Source organism: Pontibacter mucosus (assembly GCF_003054055.1).
Taxonomy (GTDB): domain Bacteria; phylum Bacteroidota; class Bacteroidia; order Cytophagales; family Hymenobacteraceae; genus Pontibacter; species Pontibacter mucosus.
Genome location: NZ_QBKI01000002.1, coordinates 455,908 through 474,396 on the forward strand (window position 1 = coordinate 455,908; position 18,489 = coordinate 474,396).

At 54.0% G+C, this 18,489-nt stretch carries 14 protein-coding genes; 7 read left to right on the top strand and 7 right to left on the bottom strand.

Annotation, left to right across the window (positions count from 1 at the left end; all coding sequences use genetic code 11):
* Positions 1–83 precede the first annotated feature (83 nt).
* Together C8N40_RS05515 and C8N40_RS05520 are read left to right on the top strand one after the other, a co-directional pair.
* Positions 84–1,184: an alanine racemase gene (locus tag C8N40_RS05515; protein ID WP_108210780.1), complete on the top strand. Its 1,101-nt coding sequence runs from the start codon at positions 84–86 to the stop codon at positions 1,182–1,184.
* A 128-nt stretch (positions 1,185–1,312) separates the two neighbouring features.
* The gene (locus tag C8N40_RS05520) at positions 1,313–2,149 is read left to right on the top strand and encodes a glycoside hydrolase family 25 protein (RefSeq protein WP_245905004.1); all 837 of its coding nucleotides are present in this window, start codon (positions 1,313–1,315) and stop codon (positions 2,147–2,149) included.
* An 804-nt stretch (positions 2,150–2,953) separates the two neighbouring features.
* On the opposite strand, the gene C8N40_RS05525 is transcribed toward C8N40_RS05520, so the two are convergent.
* Both C8N40_RS05525 and C8N40_RS05530 read right to left on the bottom strand, forming a co-directional pair.
* Positions 2,954–3,889 carry a hypothetical protein gene (locus C8N40_RS05525; RefSeq protein WP_108210782.1) on the bottom strand — a complete coding sequence of 312 codons (936 nt, stop codon included), beginning with the start codon at positions 3,887–3,889 and terminating at the stop codon, positions 2,954–2,956.
* A 75-nt stretch (positions 3,890–3,964) separates the two neighbouring features.
* A complete protein-coding gene (locus C8N40_RS05530; RefSeq protein ID WP_108210783.1) occupies positions 3,965–5,785 on the bottom strand; it encodes a glycosyltransferase in 1,821 nt (606 codons plus the stop codon).
* 239 nt (positions 5,786–6,024) lie between these two features.
* Between C8N40_RS05530 and C8N40_RS05535 the strand changes: the two genes are divergently transcribed.
* From C8N40_RS05535 to C8N40_RS22405, 4 genes are all read left to right on the top strand, one after another.
* A complete protein-coding gene (locus tag C8N40_RS05535; RefSeq protein ID WP_245905005.1) occupies positions 6,025–7,317 on the top strand; it encodes a glycoside hydrolase family 2 TIM barrel-domain containing protein in 1,293 nt (430 codons plus the stop codon).
* Positions 7,318–7,563: 246 nt separating this feature from the next.
* Positions 7,564–8,319 carry a nucleotidyltransferase gene (locus tag C8N40_RS05540; RefSeq protein ID WP_108210785.1) on the top strand — a complete coding sequence of 252 codons (756 nt, stop codon included), beginning with the start codon at positions 7,564–7,566 and terminating at the stop codon, positions 8,317–8,319.
* A 6-nt stretch (positions 8,320–8,325) separates the two neighbouring features.
* Entirely contained in the window at positions 8,326–9,069 is a 744-nt protein-coding gene (locus C8N40_RS05545) for a metallophosphoesterase family protein (RefSeq protein WP_108210786.1), read from the top strand.
* A gap of 160 nt (positions 9,070–9,229) precedes the next feature.
* Positions 9,230–9,433, top strand: a complete 204-nt coding sequence (locus C8N40_RS22405) for a hypothetical protein (RefSeq protein ID WP_146173513.1) — start codon at positions 9,230–9,232, stop codon at positions 9,431–9,433.
* A gap of 74 nt (positions 9,434–9,507) precedes the next feature.
* On the opposite strand, the gene C8N40_RS05550 is transcribed toward C8N40_RS22405, so the two are convergent.
* The 5 genes from C8N40_RS05550 to C8N40_RS05570 form a co-directional block, all read right to left on the bottom strand.
* Positions 9,508–9,768 (bottom strand): acyl carrier protein, encoded by a 261-nt coding sequence (locus C8N40_RS05550; RefSeq protein WP_108210787.1) that lies wholly within the window; start codon positions 9,766–9,768, stop codon positions 9,508–9,510.
* 125 nt (positions 9,769–9,893) lie between these two features.
* The gene (locus tag C8N40_RS05555) at positions 9,894–13,073 is read right to left on the bottom strand and encodes an efflux RND transporter permease subunit (RefSeq protein WP_108210788.1); all 3,180 of its coding nucleotides are present in this window, start codon (positions 13,071–13,073) and stop codon (positions 9,894–9,896) included.
* Between the two features lie 222 nt (positions 13,074–13,295).
* A complete protein-coding gene (locus tag C8N40_RS05560; RefSeq protein WP_108210789.1) occupies positions 13,296–14,351 on the bottom strand; it encodes an efflux RND transporter periplasmic adaptor subunit in 1,056 nt (351 codons plus the stop codon).
* Positions 14,352–14,371: 20 nt separating this feature from the next.
* Positions 14,372–15,736, bottom strand: a complete 1,365-nt coding sequence (locus C8N40_RS05565) for a TolC family protein (RefSeq protein WP_245905006.1) — start codon at positions 15,734–15,736, stop codon at positions 14,372–14,374.
* Between the two features lie 86 nt (positions 15,737–15,822).
* Positions 15,823–16,284, bottom strand: coding sequence for a GbsR/MarR family transcriptional regulator (locus tag C8N40_RS05570; RefSeq protein WP_108210790.1), 462 nt, complete (start codon positions 16,282–16,284; stop codon positions 15,823–15,825).
* Positions 16,285–16,566: 282 nt separating this feature from the next.
* Between C8N40_RS05570 and glgP the strand changes: the two genes are divergently transcribed.
* On the top strand, positions 16,567–18,222 hold the full coding sequence (gene glgP / locus C8N40_RS05575) for an alpha-glucan family phosphorylase (RefSeq protein WP_108210791.1): 1,656 nt from the start codon (positions 16,567–16,569) through the stop codon (positions 18,220–18,222).
* Positions 18,223–18,489: the final 267 nt, after the last annotated feature.

Below are 18,489 nucleotides of genomic sequence, written 5' to 3' on the forward strand. Positions count from 1 at the left end.
CCTTAAAGCATAGCCGGGGGTGGTACTTTGTCATTTTATACTTAAATTCACATGATTTGCCACCTTTTGCAGACTCAGAACCCATGAACATCACTACCCCGACCTTACTTTTAGATAAAGAGAAAGCCCTGCGTAACATTAGCCGCATGGTAGATAAGACTAAGCGAAGTGGCGTACGCTTGCGTCCGCACTTTAAAACGCACCAGTCGGTGCAGGTGGGGGAGTGGTTCCGGGAGCAGGGCGTGGAAGCCATCACGGTGTCGTCGGTGCATATGGCCCGCTACTTTGCCGACCACGGCTGGAATGATATTCTGGTTGCTTTTCCGGCCAATGTGCTGGAGATGGAAAGTATAAACGAGCTCGCCTCGCGCATAAAACTGCACCTGATTGCGGTGAACCAGGAGACGGTTGTGGCGCTTGCCAAAGGCCTGCAACACCCGGTGCAGCTCTCGCTCAAGATAGACGCCGGCTACCACCGTACCGGCATCCCGGCAAGCAATTATGCGGAGATAGACGCCATGCTAGCGCTCATACAGGGGCAGGACAAGTTGCAGTTTGCCGGTTTTGTGGTGCACAACGGCCACACCTACAAGCAAACCTACGCTGCTGCCATTCGAAATATTCACAACACCTCGGTAGACCAACTCCAACTGCTGCGCGAGCGCTACAAGGCCCAATTCCCGAACCTGCAGCTTTCAGTTGGCGACACGCCCTCCTGCAGCATTCTGGAGTCGTTTGAGGGAGTAGATGAGATACGGCCCGGCAACTTCGTGTTTTACGACATCACCCAGCAGCACATCGGCTCCTGCGCCTTTGAGGAGATTGCCGTTTGCATGGTTTGTCCAGTCATAGCCAAACACCCTGACCGTGGCGAGCTTATACTTTACGGCGGCAGCGTGCATTTCTCTAAAGATGTTCTGGTTCAGAAGGATGGCAATGCGGTTTTTGGCCGTGTAGTAGAGCTAACCGATAAGGGCTGGTCTGAACCGCTCGAAGGGTTTGAAGTGGTATCGCTTTCGCAGGAGCACGGGGTGGTGCGGGTATCGGCGGAGCAATTCGACAAGTATAACATCGGAGACCTGATGGGGGTGCTGCCCGTGCATTCCTGCCTCACCGCCGATGCCATGCGGGGCTACCTGACCACCGAGGGTGAGCCTATCGACCACTTATCCGGCGTCAGATAATCCACCATCAAGCAAAAGTATAAAACTGGTTCCTAATACATTTCCTGAGCAGCCATACTTTCAGGTGGGGGCCAGGACCTAGCTGATTTTAGCGGGAGCGCTGGCAAATTAGGTTTGCCTTTATACTTTTGCAGGGAAGAGCTATGGCCACCACTACCAAACCACCCTTAAAGAAAGCCCCGACTGTAAAGCCGCCTGTTAAACGGGTAGCCAAACCCCGTCAGCCGCGCAAGAAGCAGCGCACTGGTGGCGTGCCCAAGCGTTTCTGGGTGGGGCTGGCTGTTTTAGTGGGGATTGCGCTGCTGGTGTTTTACGTGGAGTACTTCGTGGTAAAGCCAAAGCCTGTGTGGCCGGAGGGGCATACCATCTACGGCATTGACGTGAGCCATTACCAGAAGGACATCGAGTGGGTGAAAGTGCGGGAACACGAAATTACTTTTGCCTTCGTGAAGGCCACTGAAGGAATATCGCTGCGGGACAAGAAGTTTGAGCAAAACTGGGCTGGGGCCGCCGAAGCGGGCATTATCCGGGGCGCCTATCACTTTTACCTGCCTTACCTGGACCCGGAGAAGCAAGCCAAGAACTTTACTTCCAAAGTACAGCTGCAGAGCGGCGACTTACCACCCGTGCTGGATGTAGAGGTACGCGGCCGTAAACCCATCGACAAATTCCGGAAAGATTTGAAAGTATGGCTGGACCATGTGGAAAATGCCTACGGGACCAAACCCATCATCTATACCGGTTATTCCTTCTATAAAGATTACCTGCAAGGCCACTTCGACAGCTACCCCCTCTGGATTGCGCATTACGATGTACCTAAATTAAACCTGGAGCGAAGCAACACCCGCAAACTCTCCTTCTGGCAACACACCGACAAAGGTTTTATCGGAGGCATAGACGCCACTGTGGACTGCAACGTGTTCTACGGTAGCATGCGGGATTTGAAGAGTCTTTGTATTCCGTAGACGCGTTAAAACCGAAGGGCTTCATTCGGGTTAATTGAAAGTATAAATCTGTAGTGCCGGGTCCAACCACCCCTGGCCCCTCCTTAGCTAAGGCGGGGAGCCTGTAATTGCCACTGTGCGAAGTATAGGCTTCGTAGTTTTCGTCTAATCTGTAGAAGTACAAACCCACCCCCAGCCCCTCCGAGGAGGGGAATTTATACTTGTCACTTTCGCTGTCATCTCGACCTTAGGGAGAGATCCATCGGGAATTCTATTTAGATCTCTCCCTAAGGTCGAGATGACAGCAGGAGCAGCAGCTATCGAACTTTTCCCAGCCTTTGGGTTGAGCGCCTTGTGGATGTTGCGGTGCCGAACGAAGTGAGGCAGCCGGAGCAGAGCGGAGGCAGCTTCAGGCACACCGCGCGATGCCCAAAGGCGAGGCCTCCCGGCCTAGGAGGGAGCCAAAGTATAGATGCAACAATAGGTATGTGCGAACTATAGGATGAGCGGTAGCTAGTAAGGATAGCTTAGCTCCAGTTGCAGGAAGCTGTGGCTAGGAAAATAAATTGCCAAGTATAAAAGTATAGCCGAAGCAAATATGGCTCTGCGAGCCAGTTGGGTTACAAACCCAACACCATAGTAGGCACGAGTTGCAAACTCGCGCCAGCGGAGGAGAGGTTGCGGGAAGCAGTGTTTCAAAAGCACAAGCGGCTACTTGCGCCAGTTATGGCCGGCAAGTATAAAGTATAGCACAGCCAACACCTGCAGAACGCTATAAAGTATAAAAGCGCAACCTGTTGCTGCGCTTTTATACTTTACCTCAAATCAATATCTGTCATAATCCCTGTTGCCTTCATGTCCGCGGTCCCAGGTGCGGCTGCGGTTATGGCTCCTGATGTACTCCGGGTCCCGGCGCACGTCAAAGCTGTGGTCCGGGTCGTAATCATAGTCGCTGTCGCGGTGCTGGATGCGGGTGTTTTCCGTGTCGCGGGGATAGGTGTCGTTCGGGTACTCGGTGTAGCGGCTGCTGGTATCGCGCATGCTGTAAGGCTCACCGTAGCTCATACTGCTGCTGCCCCGGTCGTAGCTGCCCATGGAGCCGTAGTTGCCGGTGCCGTAGTCGCTGCGGCTGGAGCGATTATAGCCGCTGCCCATGTAGCCGCCGCCAGAACTGCCGTAGCCGGAAGAGCCTCTGTCCCTGTCGGAGCCGCGGAAGCTGCCGCTGCCTTGGTTGTAGTTGTCGCGGTCAAAGTCGTAGCGGCCCTGGTCGGAGCCCTGGAACCTGCGCGACGTGTCCGAGCCGTAGAGCGAGGAGCCCATCTCATTATTATAGCCCGAGCCGTGGCTGTCGTAGTCGCTCTCATAGCCGTGGCTTCTGTGGCGTTCCCGCCCCATGTCGCTCTCTCCGCGGGAACCCATACCGCTGTAGTAATTGTAGTTGCTTCCCTGCGGATGCTGGCCGCCCCGGTAATCACCGAAGCCCTGGGCGCCGCCATAGCTGCCCATGTTGCCGAAGTTCCGGCCTGTGTCGTAGGTGCTGAAACCACGGTTGGCCACGTTTCGGGAGCCGCCCATCTCGTTGCCCTGATTGCCCCAGGTGTCACTGTAGCCCTCGTTGCCGTAGCCGCCCCGGGCCGAAGAACCGTAATCATCAAAGTGGTAGCTGCTGTCCCTTTCCGGAAAGCGGTAGCGGTCAGAGCGATGGGTATGAAACTCCCGGCTGTCGCCTCTTCCAGAACGATTCGAAAAATCTGAATTCATAGCTTTTTGGTTTTTAGGTTTAAAAGCAAGTTCACTTTCTATCTAAACGAATAGGGGCCGCAGGGGTTGAGGCGATTAGTTTACCGGCTTTTGAGATAGGGGCTTGGGAGGCGTGAGTGCTTGTGCTGCGGTTTCGGAAGTGGGGGAGGCTTCCACTGAACGCTCACTCCAGTAGCGTAGCAGCTCGTCCTTCCCGAAAATAAAGCTCACAGAAACCACTGTGGCCACCATGACCACCAACACAGCCGCATAGCGGATGCCGTCGTAGAACCCGTGGCGCGTACGCCAGATAGCATAGCGCAGCGGCATAAAGAGGGGCTGCAGCAGACGAGCATGCAGCAGGTAGTGTCGCACCCATTCCATGAAGCGCTCCTGCCCAATCACCACGATGCTGCCCAGTATGGCCACGTTCGTTAGCGTAAAGAGCGCCATCATCTGCACATAGGGGTTGTCGTATAGGTGGCCGTACTCCAACTGGCTGTAGGCGATGGCCCAGAAGCTGGCAATTATCACCAGGAAGTTGGGCAGGCTCAGCAGGTAATTGTTCTTCGGTTTATCGTCCTTGGGGGTCGGGATGTAGGGTACCTTAACGCGCAGGATGGAGTAAACGAAGCCCAGCAGAAAAATCCACCAGGTGCCGGTACGCAGGATACCGCCGAAGAGGTGAAAGCCTTTCTCGTTTTTCTCCAGGTACCAGCGCTGCGCAAACTGCCGGATGCAGATGGAGATGCAGAAGAACGGCGCAAACATCACCACAAATTCCCCCAATGATACATACCACGGAAACTCCACCAGCACCAACGCCAGCACCGGAATCAGGAAGTCAATCAGGTTGAAGACGCCAAACAGGTAGTAAAGCGGCAAGGTGAAGTAGTGGATTTTCTGACGTGTTGTAAAGTGGCGGAACAGCTTCGGGTAGACCATAAACAGCAGCTCAAAAGTGCCGCGAGCCCATTTTATCTGCTGCTTGTAGTAAGCCGCCAGAGTACCTGGTACCAGTCCCCGGCTCAGCATCTTAGGCACATACTTCGATTTCCAGCCCTTGGCGTGCAGTTGCATGGCCGTGTGCATGTCCTCGGCCAGGCCTGCCGCATGCCCGCCAATGCTATCCAGCGCCTTGCGGCGGAAGGTACAGTTGGCCCCAATGGCCTGCACCGTGCCGTAGCTGTTCATGCCCATCATCATAGGCCCGTAGAAGCTGTAGGTTTGCTCGGCCGCCCCGTAGGCTACCAGGCTTTCCTTCTGGTTATAATAGCCCTGCACCACCTGCACAAAGCCAACCTCCGGGTCCTCAAAGTAGGGCAATACCTCGTCCAGAAACTCCGGCTCGGGTATATGGTCGGGGTCCAGGATAAGGCAGATGTCGCCGGTGGCTTGCTTCAGGGCGTTGTTGATGTTGCCGGCCTTGGCGTTGATTTTTTCGGTGCGGGTAACGTGCACCACGCCCAGCCGCGCGCACTCCGCTTTCAGTACCGGGTCGTTGCCTTCGTCGCAGAGGTAGGTGGTATGGGGGTAGCGGATATTCTGTATCGCCTCCAGCGTGTTGATGACCATGCTGTGCGGCTCGCCGGGGCAGTAGGTGGTCAGGATGTCTACTGTGTACTTGGTGCGCAGCTCGGGTTTCTCGGGTATGCTGACGGCGTAGTAGTGGTACCACTCGTGCAGCGTGCGCAGCAGTTTAAAGGTCAGTGCGGTGGTCAGGAGCCAGTACAGCGGTTCGTAGCCGATGTGGTCCTCATCAATAAACCAGTACAGAAAGAGCGCCATCGTGAGCAGGCCCATCCATATCATGAAGCGGATGGTGCGCACGTCGCGCCGAAGCTGTGCCTGTTCCGGGTTGTTTTCCTGTATTTCAGTATAAGTAGTTGTATGTGAAGCGGAGAAAAAGTGTCGCATGAGGTACCTCTGCTTTAGGATGTAAAGGTGAAGTTGGGTAAGCGCATCGGTGTGGAAAGTACTTTTTAAGGATGCTTATATAGTATTAATTGCGTTTTATCAAGCTCCTTATACTTGAAACAAGCAGAAATGTTCTGCGTAAACCCCAGCGTTTGGATTGAAAAAATCTTCCATTCCGCCACACCACTATGTTTCACTCTTCGCTTATGCGGCTCCTGCCCAATATTGTATTATACCTCATGTTAAGCCAGCTGCTCTTTGCCTGCAGCACCTCCCCAGACCTTGCCGAGAAGTATAAACCCAAGGGCAGAAAGGTGGAAGTGGTAAAGAAAGGAGAGACCTTTGTGCTGATGCGGGACGGAGAGCCCTATTTTATCAAAGGCGCTGCCGGCTACGAATATTTTGGCCGCCTGAGCAAGTATGGCGGCAATTCGGTGCGGGTGTGGCACACGGATAATGCCCAGCAGGTGCTCGACTCAGCCCACGCCCACGGGCTTACCGTTACCCTCGGCCTCTGGATGGCCCGCGAGCGCGAGGGCTTTAACTACTACGATAAAAAGCTGGTAGCCCAGCAGCGGGAGGAGCTGCGCGAGGTAGTACTCAAGTATAAAGACCATCCGGCCCTGCTGATGTGGGGCATCGGGAACGAGCTCTATGCTGATGGCTCCAACGTGAAAGTATGGGACGCTGTGAACGGGATTGCCGAAATGATCCACGAAGTTGATCCCGACCATCCCACCACCACGACCATCATGAACGTGCCCCACAAGGTCGTAAACCTGATTGTCAAGCGAGCGCCGGCGCTGGATATCCTTTCCATCAACTCGTTCGGGGCCATGCACAACCTGCCTGGGGAACTGGCCAAAACCGACTGGAAAGGCCCTTATGTGGTTTCAGAGTTCGGTGCGCGCGGCTACTGGGAGTCCTATTATACCTGGTGGATGGCCCCCATCGAGCAGACAAGCTCGGAGAAGGCTGAGTTTGCCCGCCACCGCTACGAGCAGTCGGTGCTGGCAGACACCAGCCGCTGCCTGGGCTCCTATGTGTTTTTGTGGGGCAACAAGCAGGAAACTACACCCACCTGGTTTAGCCTGATAAACGAGCAGGGCGAGGAAACGGCTCTGGTGCACGAAATGCGCCAGCTCTGGGGCGATACTACTACCTCCACGCTGAACAAACCGCCCTACATTGCTTACCTTACCTTGGATGAGAAGTTCGCCTTTGACCAGATCTACCTGAGGCCTGGCCAAACATTCGAGGGAGCCGCCTTTTCCTATGACCCTGAGCAGGACTCGCTGCAGGTAGAGTGGGAGGTGCTGCCCGAGTCGGAGGTGCAGGATGGCAATGCCGACAAGCAGGAAAAGCCCGCGCCGGTGGCCGACATGCTGGTGCGGCAGGAGGGTACCAAAGTATGGCTGCACACCCCGCAGAAAGAGGGCGCTTACCGGCTATACTTATACCTGCGCGACGGGCAGAACAACCTGTCCACCGCCAACATTCCCTTCTACGTGACGAACAAGCCACTTAAATAATTTATACTTGTTATAGTACAATAAATGCTTTTGCTATACTTTGGATTAGCGCGTCACAGGGCACCATACTGATAATTTGTTCAAAAGCAGGCAACAAACCGTCCGCTAAGATAGTACAACATCTCTACGCTGCTTTGGTGTGCAAACCGCAGAGAGCTGCTCCCAAAGCAGTACCCTACCATGGCCAGCCGCAGCCCGCACCGACGGCTGCCAGTATCCACCAACAACAAGACATAAAGACCTATAATGGCTAAAGTAATAGAACTACAAGAGGGGATTCATCGCCAGGATGCGCATGAGTTCTACCGCGAGGCCCTGAGCATCATGACCGAGAGCAACATCGACTTTATGGTGGGCGGGGGCTTTGCCCTGCGCCTCTATACCGATATCATGCGCGACACGAAGGACCTGGACGTGTTTTGCAAGGGCAGCGACACGCCCGCGCTGCTCAAGGCTTTCAAGGAAAACGGCTTTGAAACCGAACTGACGGACGTGCGCTGGCTGGCCAAGGCCATCCGGGGCGACCACTTCATGGACATCATCTTCAACAACCCCGGCAACCACTGCGCCGTGGACGACAGCTGGTTTGAACGCGCCACCCAAAGCGAACTGCTGGGCATTAAGGTAAAGGTGATCCCCGCCGAAACCCTTATCTGGTCGAAGCTGTACGTACAGAACAGGGAGCGTTACGACGGGGCCGACATCAACCACATTATCCTGCGCTACGGCGACCGCCTGGACTGGAAATGGCTGTGGCAGCACATGGAAACGCACTGGCAGCTGCTGCTGGCGCAGTTCCTCTCGTTCCAGTTCGTGTATCCGTCGGAGCGGGACCTGATACCCAAGTGGCTGGTGGATGATTTGTTTAAGCGCGCCAAGGACGAGCTGGAGATGCCGGCGCCGAAGGAGAAAATCTGCCGCGGACCGCTCATCGATCAGACACAGTATAAAATCGACATCACGGAATGGGACTTTAAGGTAGTTACCATCAGATCTGTTTAGTAAGGCATGGCTACAAAAAAAGAGAAAAAGACCAGGATTGCGGCAGTAGGGGATATACATGTGCGGGAGACGGACCGCGGAAAATGGGAGGAGTTTTTCAGAAAGGCCTCGGAGGAGGCGGATGTGCTGCTGCTCTGCGGCGACCTGACTGACACCGGCCGCACCGCCGAGGCGGAGGTGCTGGCCCAGGAAATGAAAGTATGCACCATCCCGGTAGTGGCGGTGCTGGGCAACCACGACTATGAGCGCGACAACCAGAAAAGTATCCGGAAAGCTTTGTTGCGGGATAATGTGTATATCCTGGATGGTGACAGCATCGTGATCGGGGATGTGGGCTTTGCCGGGGTGAAGGGCTTTGGCGGCGGTTTTGACAGAGGCATGCTGGGTATGTTCGGCGAGCCTATGATAAAAAGCTTTGTGCAGGAGGCGGTGGATGAGGCCCTGAAACTGGACGGTGCCCTGGCCCGCCTCGAGAACGATCACGTCGATATAAAGAAGATCGCTGTGCTGCACTATGCTCCAATTAAGGCCACAGTAGTAGGAGAGCCCGAGCAGATTTTCCCGTTCCTGGGCTCCTCGCGTCTGGCCGAGCCAATTAACCGGCGGGGGGTTATCGCAGCCTTTCACGGGCATGCGCACATCGGCACGCTGGAGGGAGAGACATCCAAAGGAGTGAAAGTCTTTAATGTATCCAGGCCTATACTTCAGCAAGAGGGCTACGACCCTACGTACTATATTTTTGAAGTATAAACCCTGAGGCTAAAGTATAAACCAAGTATAAATCTATACTTCAGGAGAATAGAAAGGGAGCCTTTCTCTCGCTCGCCTCCGGCGAGTGTGGGTTATACAGCGGCCTCTGGCCGCTGTTATCCTTTTACCTGGGCCGTTACATGCTGCAAAGCCCTATTTTATGGCGCGAGCGTCCACGCTCGTGAGCGGTTATAATTGGGCCTCCGGCCCAGTCGGATTACAAATCCGACCTCATAAAAAGGCACGGGTTACAAACCCGCGCCAGCAAATGGAGGATGAGGCTCATGTGGCGGGACGCCACTATAATACCTCACACTCGCCAGAGGCGAGCGAGGGAGAGCCAAAGTATAAAATCAAAGTATAAACTATACTTTAAAAACAGAAAAGGGAGCTGCAGATTATACTTGCAGCTCCCTTTTCTGTTGAAGGCATCCGGTTTTAGCTTGCCTGTTTCAGGGTTTGGGTGGATACGTAGTTCACGAAGTCGTCTAACGTATAAACCGGCACCTCGTCAGGTATCGTCAACTGGTAGGTTTTCTCCACCTGCAGAATGATATCCACCACGTCGATAATATCAAGGCCAAGGCTGGTCAGGTCGCGGACCTGCAGCAGGCGGTTAGGGTTAATGTTTGTAACCGATGTGATGATGTTCACCACCTCGTTCTGAATTGCCTGGGTGTTAAGACTAACATTGTTCATGGCATAAGGGTAAATCAGGTAAAATTGATTTTCAGAAACTGTTCTGGCTAAGGTAAATTTCCGGGAGCCAGCAGCCCCCGGAAATCATTACTAAACAGTCATTATGGGTATTACAGAAAATTATTTTAGTGCGCGAACTCGTGCGCCATCTTCTTCTCTTCCAGCGACTTTGTTTCGTGCTCCAGCTCTTCCATTGATTTCTCTTCCAGCTCGATAACGGTTTTCTTATCCAGCCCGAACTTGGCCAGGATGCGGTCAAAGCCATAGTAGATGATCGGCACCACAATCATGGTCAGGAACATCGAAGAACTCAGACCACCAATCAGGGCCCAGCCCAGGCCGTTCTTCACAGCACCCACAGAGCCACCTGCCAGCGCAATCGGCAACATACCAATCACCATCGCCAGCGTCGTCATCAGGATAGGGCGGAATCGGATTCGAACGGCTTCAATCAAGGCCTCCTTCACCGGCACGCCTTCCGCTTTCAGGTTGTTGGTAAAGTCCACCACCATAATCGCGTTCTTGGCTACCAGACCAATCATCATGATAATACCAAGTATGGAGAAGATGCTTAGCGACTGGGCTGCCAGCGCCAGGGCCAGCAAGGCACCGATAATCGCCAGCGGAATAGAGAACAGTACCACCAGTGGGTACACGTAAGAGTCGTACAGCGCCACCATGATCAGGTACACGAAGATGATGGAGGCCATCAGCGCGATACCCAGCGTACCGAAGCCCTCGCTCTGGTTCTTCAGATCACCGCCAAACTCAACTGTGATGCCGCCCGGCATGTCCACCTCAGCCATCTTGGCCTGAATATCGGCACCGATGGAACCGGACGGACGGCCGATGACCTGAGAAGTCACGGTTACGGAGGTCACACGGTTGTAACGCTCCAACTGCGACGGACCTGTAGACTGCTTGATGTCAGCAAACTGTGCCAGGCGCACCAGTTGGCCCTGGTTGTTCACAAAAGACAGGTTGCCGATGTCAGTTACGCTGCGGCGGTCGAACTCATCCAGGCGGATGTTGATATCGTAGTCCTCGGTGCCGGAGCGGAAGGTAATGTCGGAGTTACCGCTGAAGGCCAGCTGCATACTCGCGCCCACGTTCTCCAGCGACAGGCCAACGCTGGCCATCTTGTCACGGTCCACTACTACCTCAATCTCAGGGTTACCACCCTCCACCGAAGTTTCCACGTCCACGGTACCTTCCACGTTTTCTGTGATATCCACCACTTTCTGCGAGAAAGCCATGACAGAGTCCAGGTTAGAGCCGGAAACGATGATCTGAATTGGCGCCTGTGCGCTACCTACCAGGCCTACCGGGGTCGGTGTCACTTCCACGTCCGGAATTCGGCTCTCAATGTCAGCTTTTGCCTGGCGACCGAACTGGTTGGTGCTGAAGCTACGCTCCTTCACGTCTACCAGCGTTACCGACACCTCGGCTTTATAAGCTGTGTTCTGGCCTTCCTGGGCTGTAGAAGTGGTACCTACTGTGGTAAATACTTTCTCTACCTCCGGGATAGCCAGCAGGTATTCTTCTACCTGTTGTGTGGCAAAGTTGGTTTGCTCTACAGTGGCATTCTTGGGCAGCTCCAGCATCAGGCTCACCTCACCACGGTCACCGGATGGCACGAACTCCGAACCGATGAAGCCATACTTAGGCAGCATGAACGAGGCCACCAGCATCAGCATCGTGACGCCAAGCGTGATGAACTTATGGTTGAAAGCCCATTGCAGCGCAGCGGTAAAACCATCGATGATTCTGTCCAGCAGGCGCTCGAAGGCAAGTATAAACCTGCCGAAAATGTTTGTGCCCGAGATATGCTCCAGGCGCGAGAAACGGCTGGCCAGCAACGGAATCAGCGTAAAGGCCACGAACAGGGAGATCATGGTTGCTACCGCTACTACCACGGCAAACTGACGCAGGATGTCGGACACCAGGCCGGAGGACAGGGCAATCGGGATAAATACCACCGCAATTACGAGGGTGATGGAAGTTACCGTCGCCATGATCTCGCGGATACCGTCGTAAGCGGCCTGGGCCGGCTTCTTGCCCATTTCCATGTGGCGGTGAATGTTCTCAATCACCACAATGGCGTCGTCCACCAGGATACCTACCACCAGCGAGAGCGCCAGCAGCGACATCAGGTTCAGGGAGTAACCCAGCAGGTACATCACAATAAAGGTTGCCACCAAAGATGCCGGGATAGAAATCATTACGATGACGGCGTTGCGCAGCGAGTGCAGGAACAGCAACATCACCACCGCCACCAGTATCACCGCAATAATAAGGTCGTGCATTACCGAGTCGGCAGCCTCCAGGGTAAAGTCGGAGGAGTCGTTGGCAATGTTAAACTGCAGGCCTTCGGCCGCATAGGTTTGCTCCAGCTTGGCAAGCGCTTCCTTGGTGAGGCGGCTCACTTCCACGGCGTTCGCATCAGACTGCTTCTGGATGGTGATACCCACCGAGGACTTCTGGTTGATACGGTTCATTACCTCGATGTCTTTCTGCGTGTCCTGTACTTCGGCTACGTCAGAGAGGCGCACGATGCCGTTCTGGTCATCGCGCAGCACCAGGTTGCGCAGCTGGTCCAGCGACTGGAACTTACCAGCCAATCGTATCTGAGTCTGGCCGCTTTCCTGCTTAATTCTTCCGGTCGGGAAGTCGAGGTTGGAGTTGCCGATTTTCTGCTGCACCTGCAGGATAGACAGGTTGTAGGCCTCCAGCTTGCTGGCGTTGATGTTTACCTTGATCTCGCGCTCCTGGCCACCGAGTACTTTAATGGCCGCCATACCTGGCACCCTGGACAACTCCGGCTTAATCTTCTTGTCGATCAGGTCGTAGAACTCAGTCGGGGTCATGTTGGCTGTGGCACCCATCTTAATGATAGGCAGGTCGTCGAAGTCGAACTTGTTCAACGTTGGCGCGTCCGCATCCTCCGGCAGCTTGGCCAGAATGGTGTTGATCTTGCGCTGCGCGTCCTGCAGGCTCAGGTCCACGTTGGTGCCCTGGTTCAGCTGGATGGTGATGATGGAAAAGCTCTCCAGTGAGGTACTCTTCATCTCCTTCACGTTCTCCAGCGAAGACAGCACGTCCTCAATCTCCTTGGTTACGGAGTTCTCCACCTCGTTTGGCGAGGCACCGGGGTAAATGGTACTTACGGTAAGCACCGGCGGGCTGAACTTGGGCAGCAGCTCGTAGTTAAGCGATTGGTAGCTGACAACCCCCAGCAGGGTGAGGACGGTAAACACCACCACCACCAGGGTTGATCGCTGTATCGATAATTTGGTTATGTTCATTTCTAGATAATCTTAAGAAAGAAATTTTTTAATCTAAGGTGTAATCATCCCCCCACCCCCTTCAAAGGGGGACTTTCCTGTCGTTACTTTGGTTTTTTCCTTTGTCGCTCTTGCCTAGCCTCCATACCTTCAGGGGATGTTTGAAGGTAACAGGTGGAAGTATAGTAGCCCTTGCTATGTCCCCCTTTGAAGGGGGCAGGGGGATGATAATCGCTGCAGATCTTACTTCAGCACCGACACGTTGATGCCTTCGCGCAGGTTGATCTGGCCGCTTCTGACGATCTGCTCACCCGGCTGCACGCCATCCAGTATTTCTACCTGGTCCTGTGTCACCACGCCTACTTTTACTTTGCGCATAGTCGCTTTGCCATCTTTCACCACGTACACGTTAGGGTTCTGAATGCTGCCTACGATGGTTTCGCGTGGCAATAACAGGGCGTCACGCTGCTCGGCTACCTCAAAGAAGGCGGTGCCATACATACCTGCTCTCAGGTTGTTGTTAGCAGCGTTTTTCACCTCCACTTCCACGTCAAACTTCAGGGTAGGGTCGGCCTGTGCGGCGATGGCGGTCACCACGCCCTCATACTCCTGGCCCGATCCGGCATTCGCTTTCACCGTTACTTTGTCGCCTTTGCCGATGAGCAGCACTTCGCTTTCGTTTACTTTTACCTGCAGCTTCAGCTTGTCCACGTTCACAATGTCGTACAGCTTGGTGCCTGGGTTCAGGTAAGAGCCAACCTCTACATAAATCTCGTTGATCTCCCCGCTGATAGGGGCGGTGATGCGTGTTTTGGCCAGGCGCTGACGGGCAGCCACCAGTTGTGCCTGTGTAGACTTGGCAGCCAGGCGCGCATCCTCCAGCTGGCGCTGCGTGATGGCATCACCGGCGGCCAGGTTCTCAAAACGCGCCAGGTCTTTTTTTGCTTTCTCGGCGTTTGTCTGGGCCGTGGCCAGGTCAGCCGACATGGTGTTGCTCTCCACCTGAATCAGCAGTTCTCCGGCTTTTACTTTGTCGCCTTTGCGCTTCAGCACCTTCTGTATCTGCCCCTGCGTTTCAGACAAAAGCGTCAGGCTTTGGATAGGGGCGAAGTTGCCCTGTGCTCTAAAAGATTTATCGAGTTGGGCTGTTTTTACTTCTGTAATGCTTACCGGGATGGCTTCGCTTCGGATCTCAGCTACGGCGGCGTTGGCAGCCATTTGTTCCTTGTTACTCATCAGCTTATAGCCAATAGCACCCAAAGCAACCAGCGCAACCAGGATATAAATTACCTTCTTCATCTTCGTATGTCGTGTATGTCTTATTTAGTTAGTGTTTCCAAATCTCCTGTGGCCTGCAGGTAGTTCAGTTCGGCCAGTTTATACTTCAGTCTTTCGTTGTTGAGGTTGGTCTGCGCCTCCCGCAGCGATGTCTCGGCGTTCAGCAGGTCCGTCAGTGGCGAGAGGCCCTCTTTGTAGAGCTGGTTGGTAGTGTCGTATACTTCCTGGGCCAGCTTCACATTCTCTTCCTGGGCCACAATGGAGCTCTGGCTGTTCTGCAGCTGCGCGATGGCATTGGTCAGCTCTACCTGCGTGTTTTTGTTGTATTGCTTGATGTCGAGGTCAATCTTCTGCAGCTCCACTTCCCGCTGCTGTACCTGGGCTTTCTTGCGCAGGCCATCAAACACGGGGATATTCAACTGCAGGCCCACCTGCGAGTTCGGGAACCACATGGTAGTCGGGTTGCCAAACAACTGGCCGTCGTACTGGGTCTGGTAGTTGTAGCTGCCGAAAGCCGACAGGGTAGGGTAGTAGCCCGCCTTCACATTCTCCATCTCCAGCGACTTGAGTTCCTTTTGCTTATTGAGCACCTGGTACTGGGCACGGTTCTGGGCCAGATTCTCGGTGTTAGCCAGAGTTGGTTGCTGAAGCAGCAGGGCGTCTTCTGCGGAACCGCTAAGCTTGATAGGCTGCTCCAGCGGCATGCCCATGAAGAACTTGAGCACGTTTTGCTGCTGCTCATAGGCCGTCATCAGGCTTTTCTTCTGGTTCTCCAGGTTTATCTTGTTCACCTTGATGCGGTTCACGTCCACCTTCTTTACCAGGTCGTTCTCGTACTGCAGCTGCAGGATGCGCTCCAGCTGCGTTAGCTTCTCCAGGTTAGCGTTAATGTTGTTGAACTGCTCCTGGGTTTGCAGTACCTGATAATAGGCGCTGCCCACGTTGTAAATCACCTCCTCGGTGGTCATTTCCTTGCGGATGCGGTACAGGTCTTCAGCCGATTGTGCAGCCTTCAGACCCACAAAGTATGATTTGCTGAACAGCAGCTGAGACACTGAAAGGCCCGCCTGCATGTTGTAGTCCGTACCCATCTGCGCGATAAGCGGGCCGGTACCTTCCTGGTTAAATTCGGCTGGTAAGGCTATGCGGGCTTTCTCAATGGTTCTGACACCCTGTCCTTTTATATCCACCTGCGGCAGGCCTGCACTGCGGGCCTCTTTTACCTGGTATTGGGAGCCAATCTCGTCTAAGGATGCTTTCTGGATGTTTTCGTTGTTCTCCAGGGCATAGTTCAGGCTTTCCTGCAGCGTCAGCTCCTGCACCTGACCAGATGTGGCCGGTTCCTGGGCAAAGGCCGGCTTCAGGAAAAGCCCCATCAGTCCGATTAAAAAATATTTCTTTATCACGGTGTTGTGTAGTTAAGAATAATTTACTAAGTTCTAGATAGGTATAATTAGTTCTGTACTAAAAGAACCAATTAGGGCAAAAAAAATTACTTCTTCTGCTGCTCCCACGCTGTCAGAAGCTTCGGAAGCTCCTGGTGCAGGTACTTGAGGAAGTCGGCCACTTCCAGCAGGTTTTGGTTATACTCTTTCGTTTCGCTGGTGCGCTCGGCTACCACCTCGTGCAGCGTCTCCGAAAAGTCGGTGATGGATTCCACTCCCTGCATCACCAGGTCGCGCCATTTGTCCAGCTTCAGGCGGAAATAGCGCTTGCGGTCGCCGCTGTAGGTAATGTACTCCAGGCGGTTGAGGTGCTGCAGCATGCTCAGGGCGTTGCTGGTGGCACTCTTGCTGATACCCAGTACCTCGCGGATCTCGTCAAACGTAAGCTCAGGCTTGTCAGACACGTAAAGCAGTCCCATAATGCGGCCCGCCGCAGGCTGCATCCCGGACTTCTCCATGAAAACGCCGATACGCTCTATTAATGCCCGCTGCTTGTCTGTTAGGTTCATGTTTTTATACTTTGTTCTCGTGTGTCTGGGATAAGAACAATGCAAAGGTATAAGTAAGTTCTTTTAGTTCCTAATTTTGAGAACCAAAATTCTCTTATAAAATCTACTGTGGCAAATGTAACGACTATAAAGCTGACTTACAGGTATATTTTAAGATTCCTATCTATAAATCTGAAACCTGCGTACCTGGTTTGGGTATATCAGTATTTCCGGCTTTTACCGTTTATAGGCCGGAGGTAACAAGAGAAACGATTTTTGTAAAGTATAAACGACTGGCTCTCTATGGCTTCACAATATAGCAGATGGTATCATCCTTATGAGATTACGGAACAGTATAACAAGCGTGTGGCCTACTTCTGCATGGAGTACGGCATCGATCAGGCCCTGAAAGTATACTCCGGTGGCCTCGGCTTTCTGGCGGGCTCGCACATGCGCAGCGCCTACGAGCTGCGGCAAAACATGATTGGCATCGGCATGCTCTGGAAATACGGCTACTACGACCAGGAACGGAACGAAGACCAGACGATGCGCCCGCACTTTCAGCAGAAGTTTTACTCTTTCCTGGAGGATCCGGGAATAACCGTTCGGGTGCTGGTAAACGAGCATCCGGTGCTGGTGAAGGCGCTGGTGCTGCGGCCTGATGTTTTCGGCACGGTGCCCATGTACTTCCTCACCACCGACATCCCCGACAACGACCACCTGGCCCGCACCATCACGCACCGCCTGTACGACCCGGAGCCGCAGGCGCGCATCGCGCAAAGTATAGTTTTGGGCGTAGGCGGGGCGAAGGTAGTGGAGGCGCTGGGCGGAGCCGAGATTTACCACATGAACGAGGGGCACGCCCTGCCGCTGGCTTTTAAGCTATTCGAAGATTTCGGCAAGCTGGATGAGGTGCGGAAGCGCCTGGTTTTTACCACCCATACCCCCGAGAAGGCTGGAAACGAGCAGCACGACATTTACCTGCTGCACCGCATGAGCTTCTTTAACGGGCTGCCGCTGGAGGAGGTGCGGGAGATTACTGCCATGCACGGGCAGATGTTCGACCATACGCTGGCGGCCCTGCGCCTGGCGAAGGTGGCCAATGGAGTATCGCAGCTGCATGGCGAAGTGGCCCGCGACATGTGGTACGACAACGAGGGGGTCTGCGAGATTAAGGCCATCACCAATGCGCAGAATTTTAGCTTTTGGGCAGATACGGAGCTGTGGCAGGCGCAGGAGCGCGACGACGATGCGGCATTGCGCAGGCGTAAGGAGGAGCTGAAAAAGCAGCTGTTTAAGGTTGTGGCCGACCAGGCGGGCAAACTGTTCCGTCCGGATGTGCTCACCATTGTATGGGCCCGCCGCTTTGCCGCCTACAAGCGCGCCGACCTGCTGGTGCGCGACATCGAGCGCTTCGTGGACCTGATCAACAACGAGGAAATGCCCGTGCAGGTGATTTGGGCCGGGAAGCCTTATCCGTTCGACTACGGCGCCATCAATGTGTTTAACAAACTGGTGAAGCTATCCCAGCAACTGAAGAACGTAGCCGTGCTCTCAGGCTACGAGATCGAGCTGTCGCGGAAGCTGAAGCAGGGCTGCGATATTTGGCTCAACACGCCGCGACGCCCCCGCGAGGCGTCAGGCACGAGCGGCATGACCGCGGCCATGAACGGTGGCGTGAACTTATCGGTGCAGGACGGCTGGCTGCCGGAGTACGCGCGCCACGGCGAGAATAGCTTTGTGCTACCCATTGCCGATATCTCGCAGCCCAACGAGGTGCAGGATGATGAGGATTACAACAACCTGATGCGCCTCCTCGAAAAGGAAATCGTACCGGTCTATTACCACAACCAGGACCGCTGGGTACATATCATGAAGCAAAGTATGCGCAATGTGGTGCCGCACTTTGAGTCTAACCGCATGGCGCATCAATATTATGAGGAGATGTTTAATAGTTGAGTTTTGAAATTACAGGCATCTAAAATTATAAACTGCCTTCCGCTACCTGCGGAGGGCAGTTTTATTTCTGGCGCAAGTCTTCAGACTTGTGTCCTAAAATGATGTAGATTCTATGACTCGACTGGCTCAAAGAGCCATGTTTTATACTTCTGCTATACTTTATATTTTGCTGGCGCAAGCATCCGCTTGTGCCGCTAATGGTCGTTCCCGCTGGCGCGAGTTTGCAACTCGTGCCTACCTATGATGTTGGGTTTGTAACCCAACTGG

Coding starts and splice junctions, on each gene's coding strand:
- C8N40_RS22405 (WP_146173513.1), top strand. CDS start 9,230: ATGGCGCGAGCGTCCACGCTCGTGAGCGGTTATAATTGGGCCTCCGGC.
- C8N40_RS05540 (WP_108210785.1), top strand. CDS start 7,564: ATGGCTAAAGTAATAGAACTACAAGAGGGGATTCATCGCCAGGATGCG.
- C8N40_RS05515 (WP_108210780.1), top strand. CDS start 84: ATGAACATCACTACCCCGACCTTACTTTTAGATAAAGAGAAAGCCCTG.
- C8N40_RS05525 (WP_108210782.1), bottom strand. CDS start 3,889: ATGAATTCAGATTTTTCGAATCGTTCTGGAAGAGGCGACAGCCGGGAG.
- C8N40_RS05560 (WP_108210789.1), bottom strand. CDS start 14,351: ATGAAGAAGGTAATTTATATCCTGGTTGCGCTGGTTGCTTTGGGTGCT.
- C8N40_RS05530 (WP_108210783.1), bottom strand. CDS start 5,785: ATGCGACACTTTTTCTCCGCTTCACATACAACTACTTATACTGAAATA.
- C8N40_RS05545 (WP_108210786.1), top strand. CDS start 8,326: ATGGCTACAAAAAAAGAGAAAAAGACCAGGATTGCGGCAGTAGGGGAT.
- C8N40_RS05555 (WP_108210788.1), bottom strand. CDS start 13,073: ATGAACATAACCAAATTATCGATACAGCGATCAACCCTGGTGGTGGTG.
- C8N40_RS05535 (WP_245905005.1), top strand. CDS start 6,025: ATGTTAAGCCAGCTGCTCTTTGCCTGCAGCACCTCCCCAGACCTTGCC.
- C8N40_RS05570 (WP_108210790.1), bottom strand. CDS start 16,284: ATGAACCTAACAGACAAGCAGCGGGCATTAATAGAGCGTATCGGCGTT.
- glgP (WP_108210791.1), top strand. CDS start 16,567: ATGGCTTCACAATATAGCAGATGGTATCATCCTTATGAGATTACGGAA.
- C8N40_RS05550 (WP_108210787.1), bottom strand. CDS start 9,768: ATGAACAATGTTAGTCTTAACACCCAGGCAATTCAGAACGAGGTGGTG.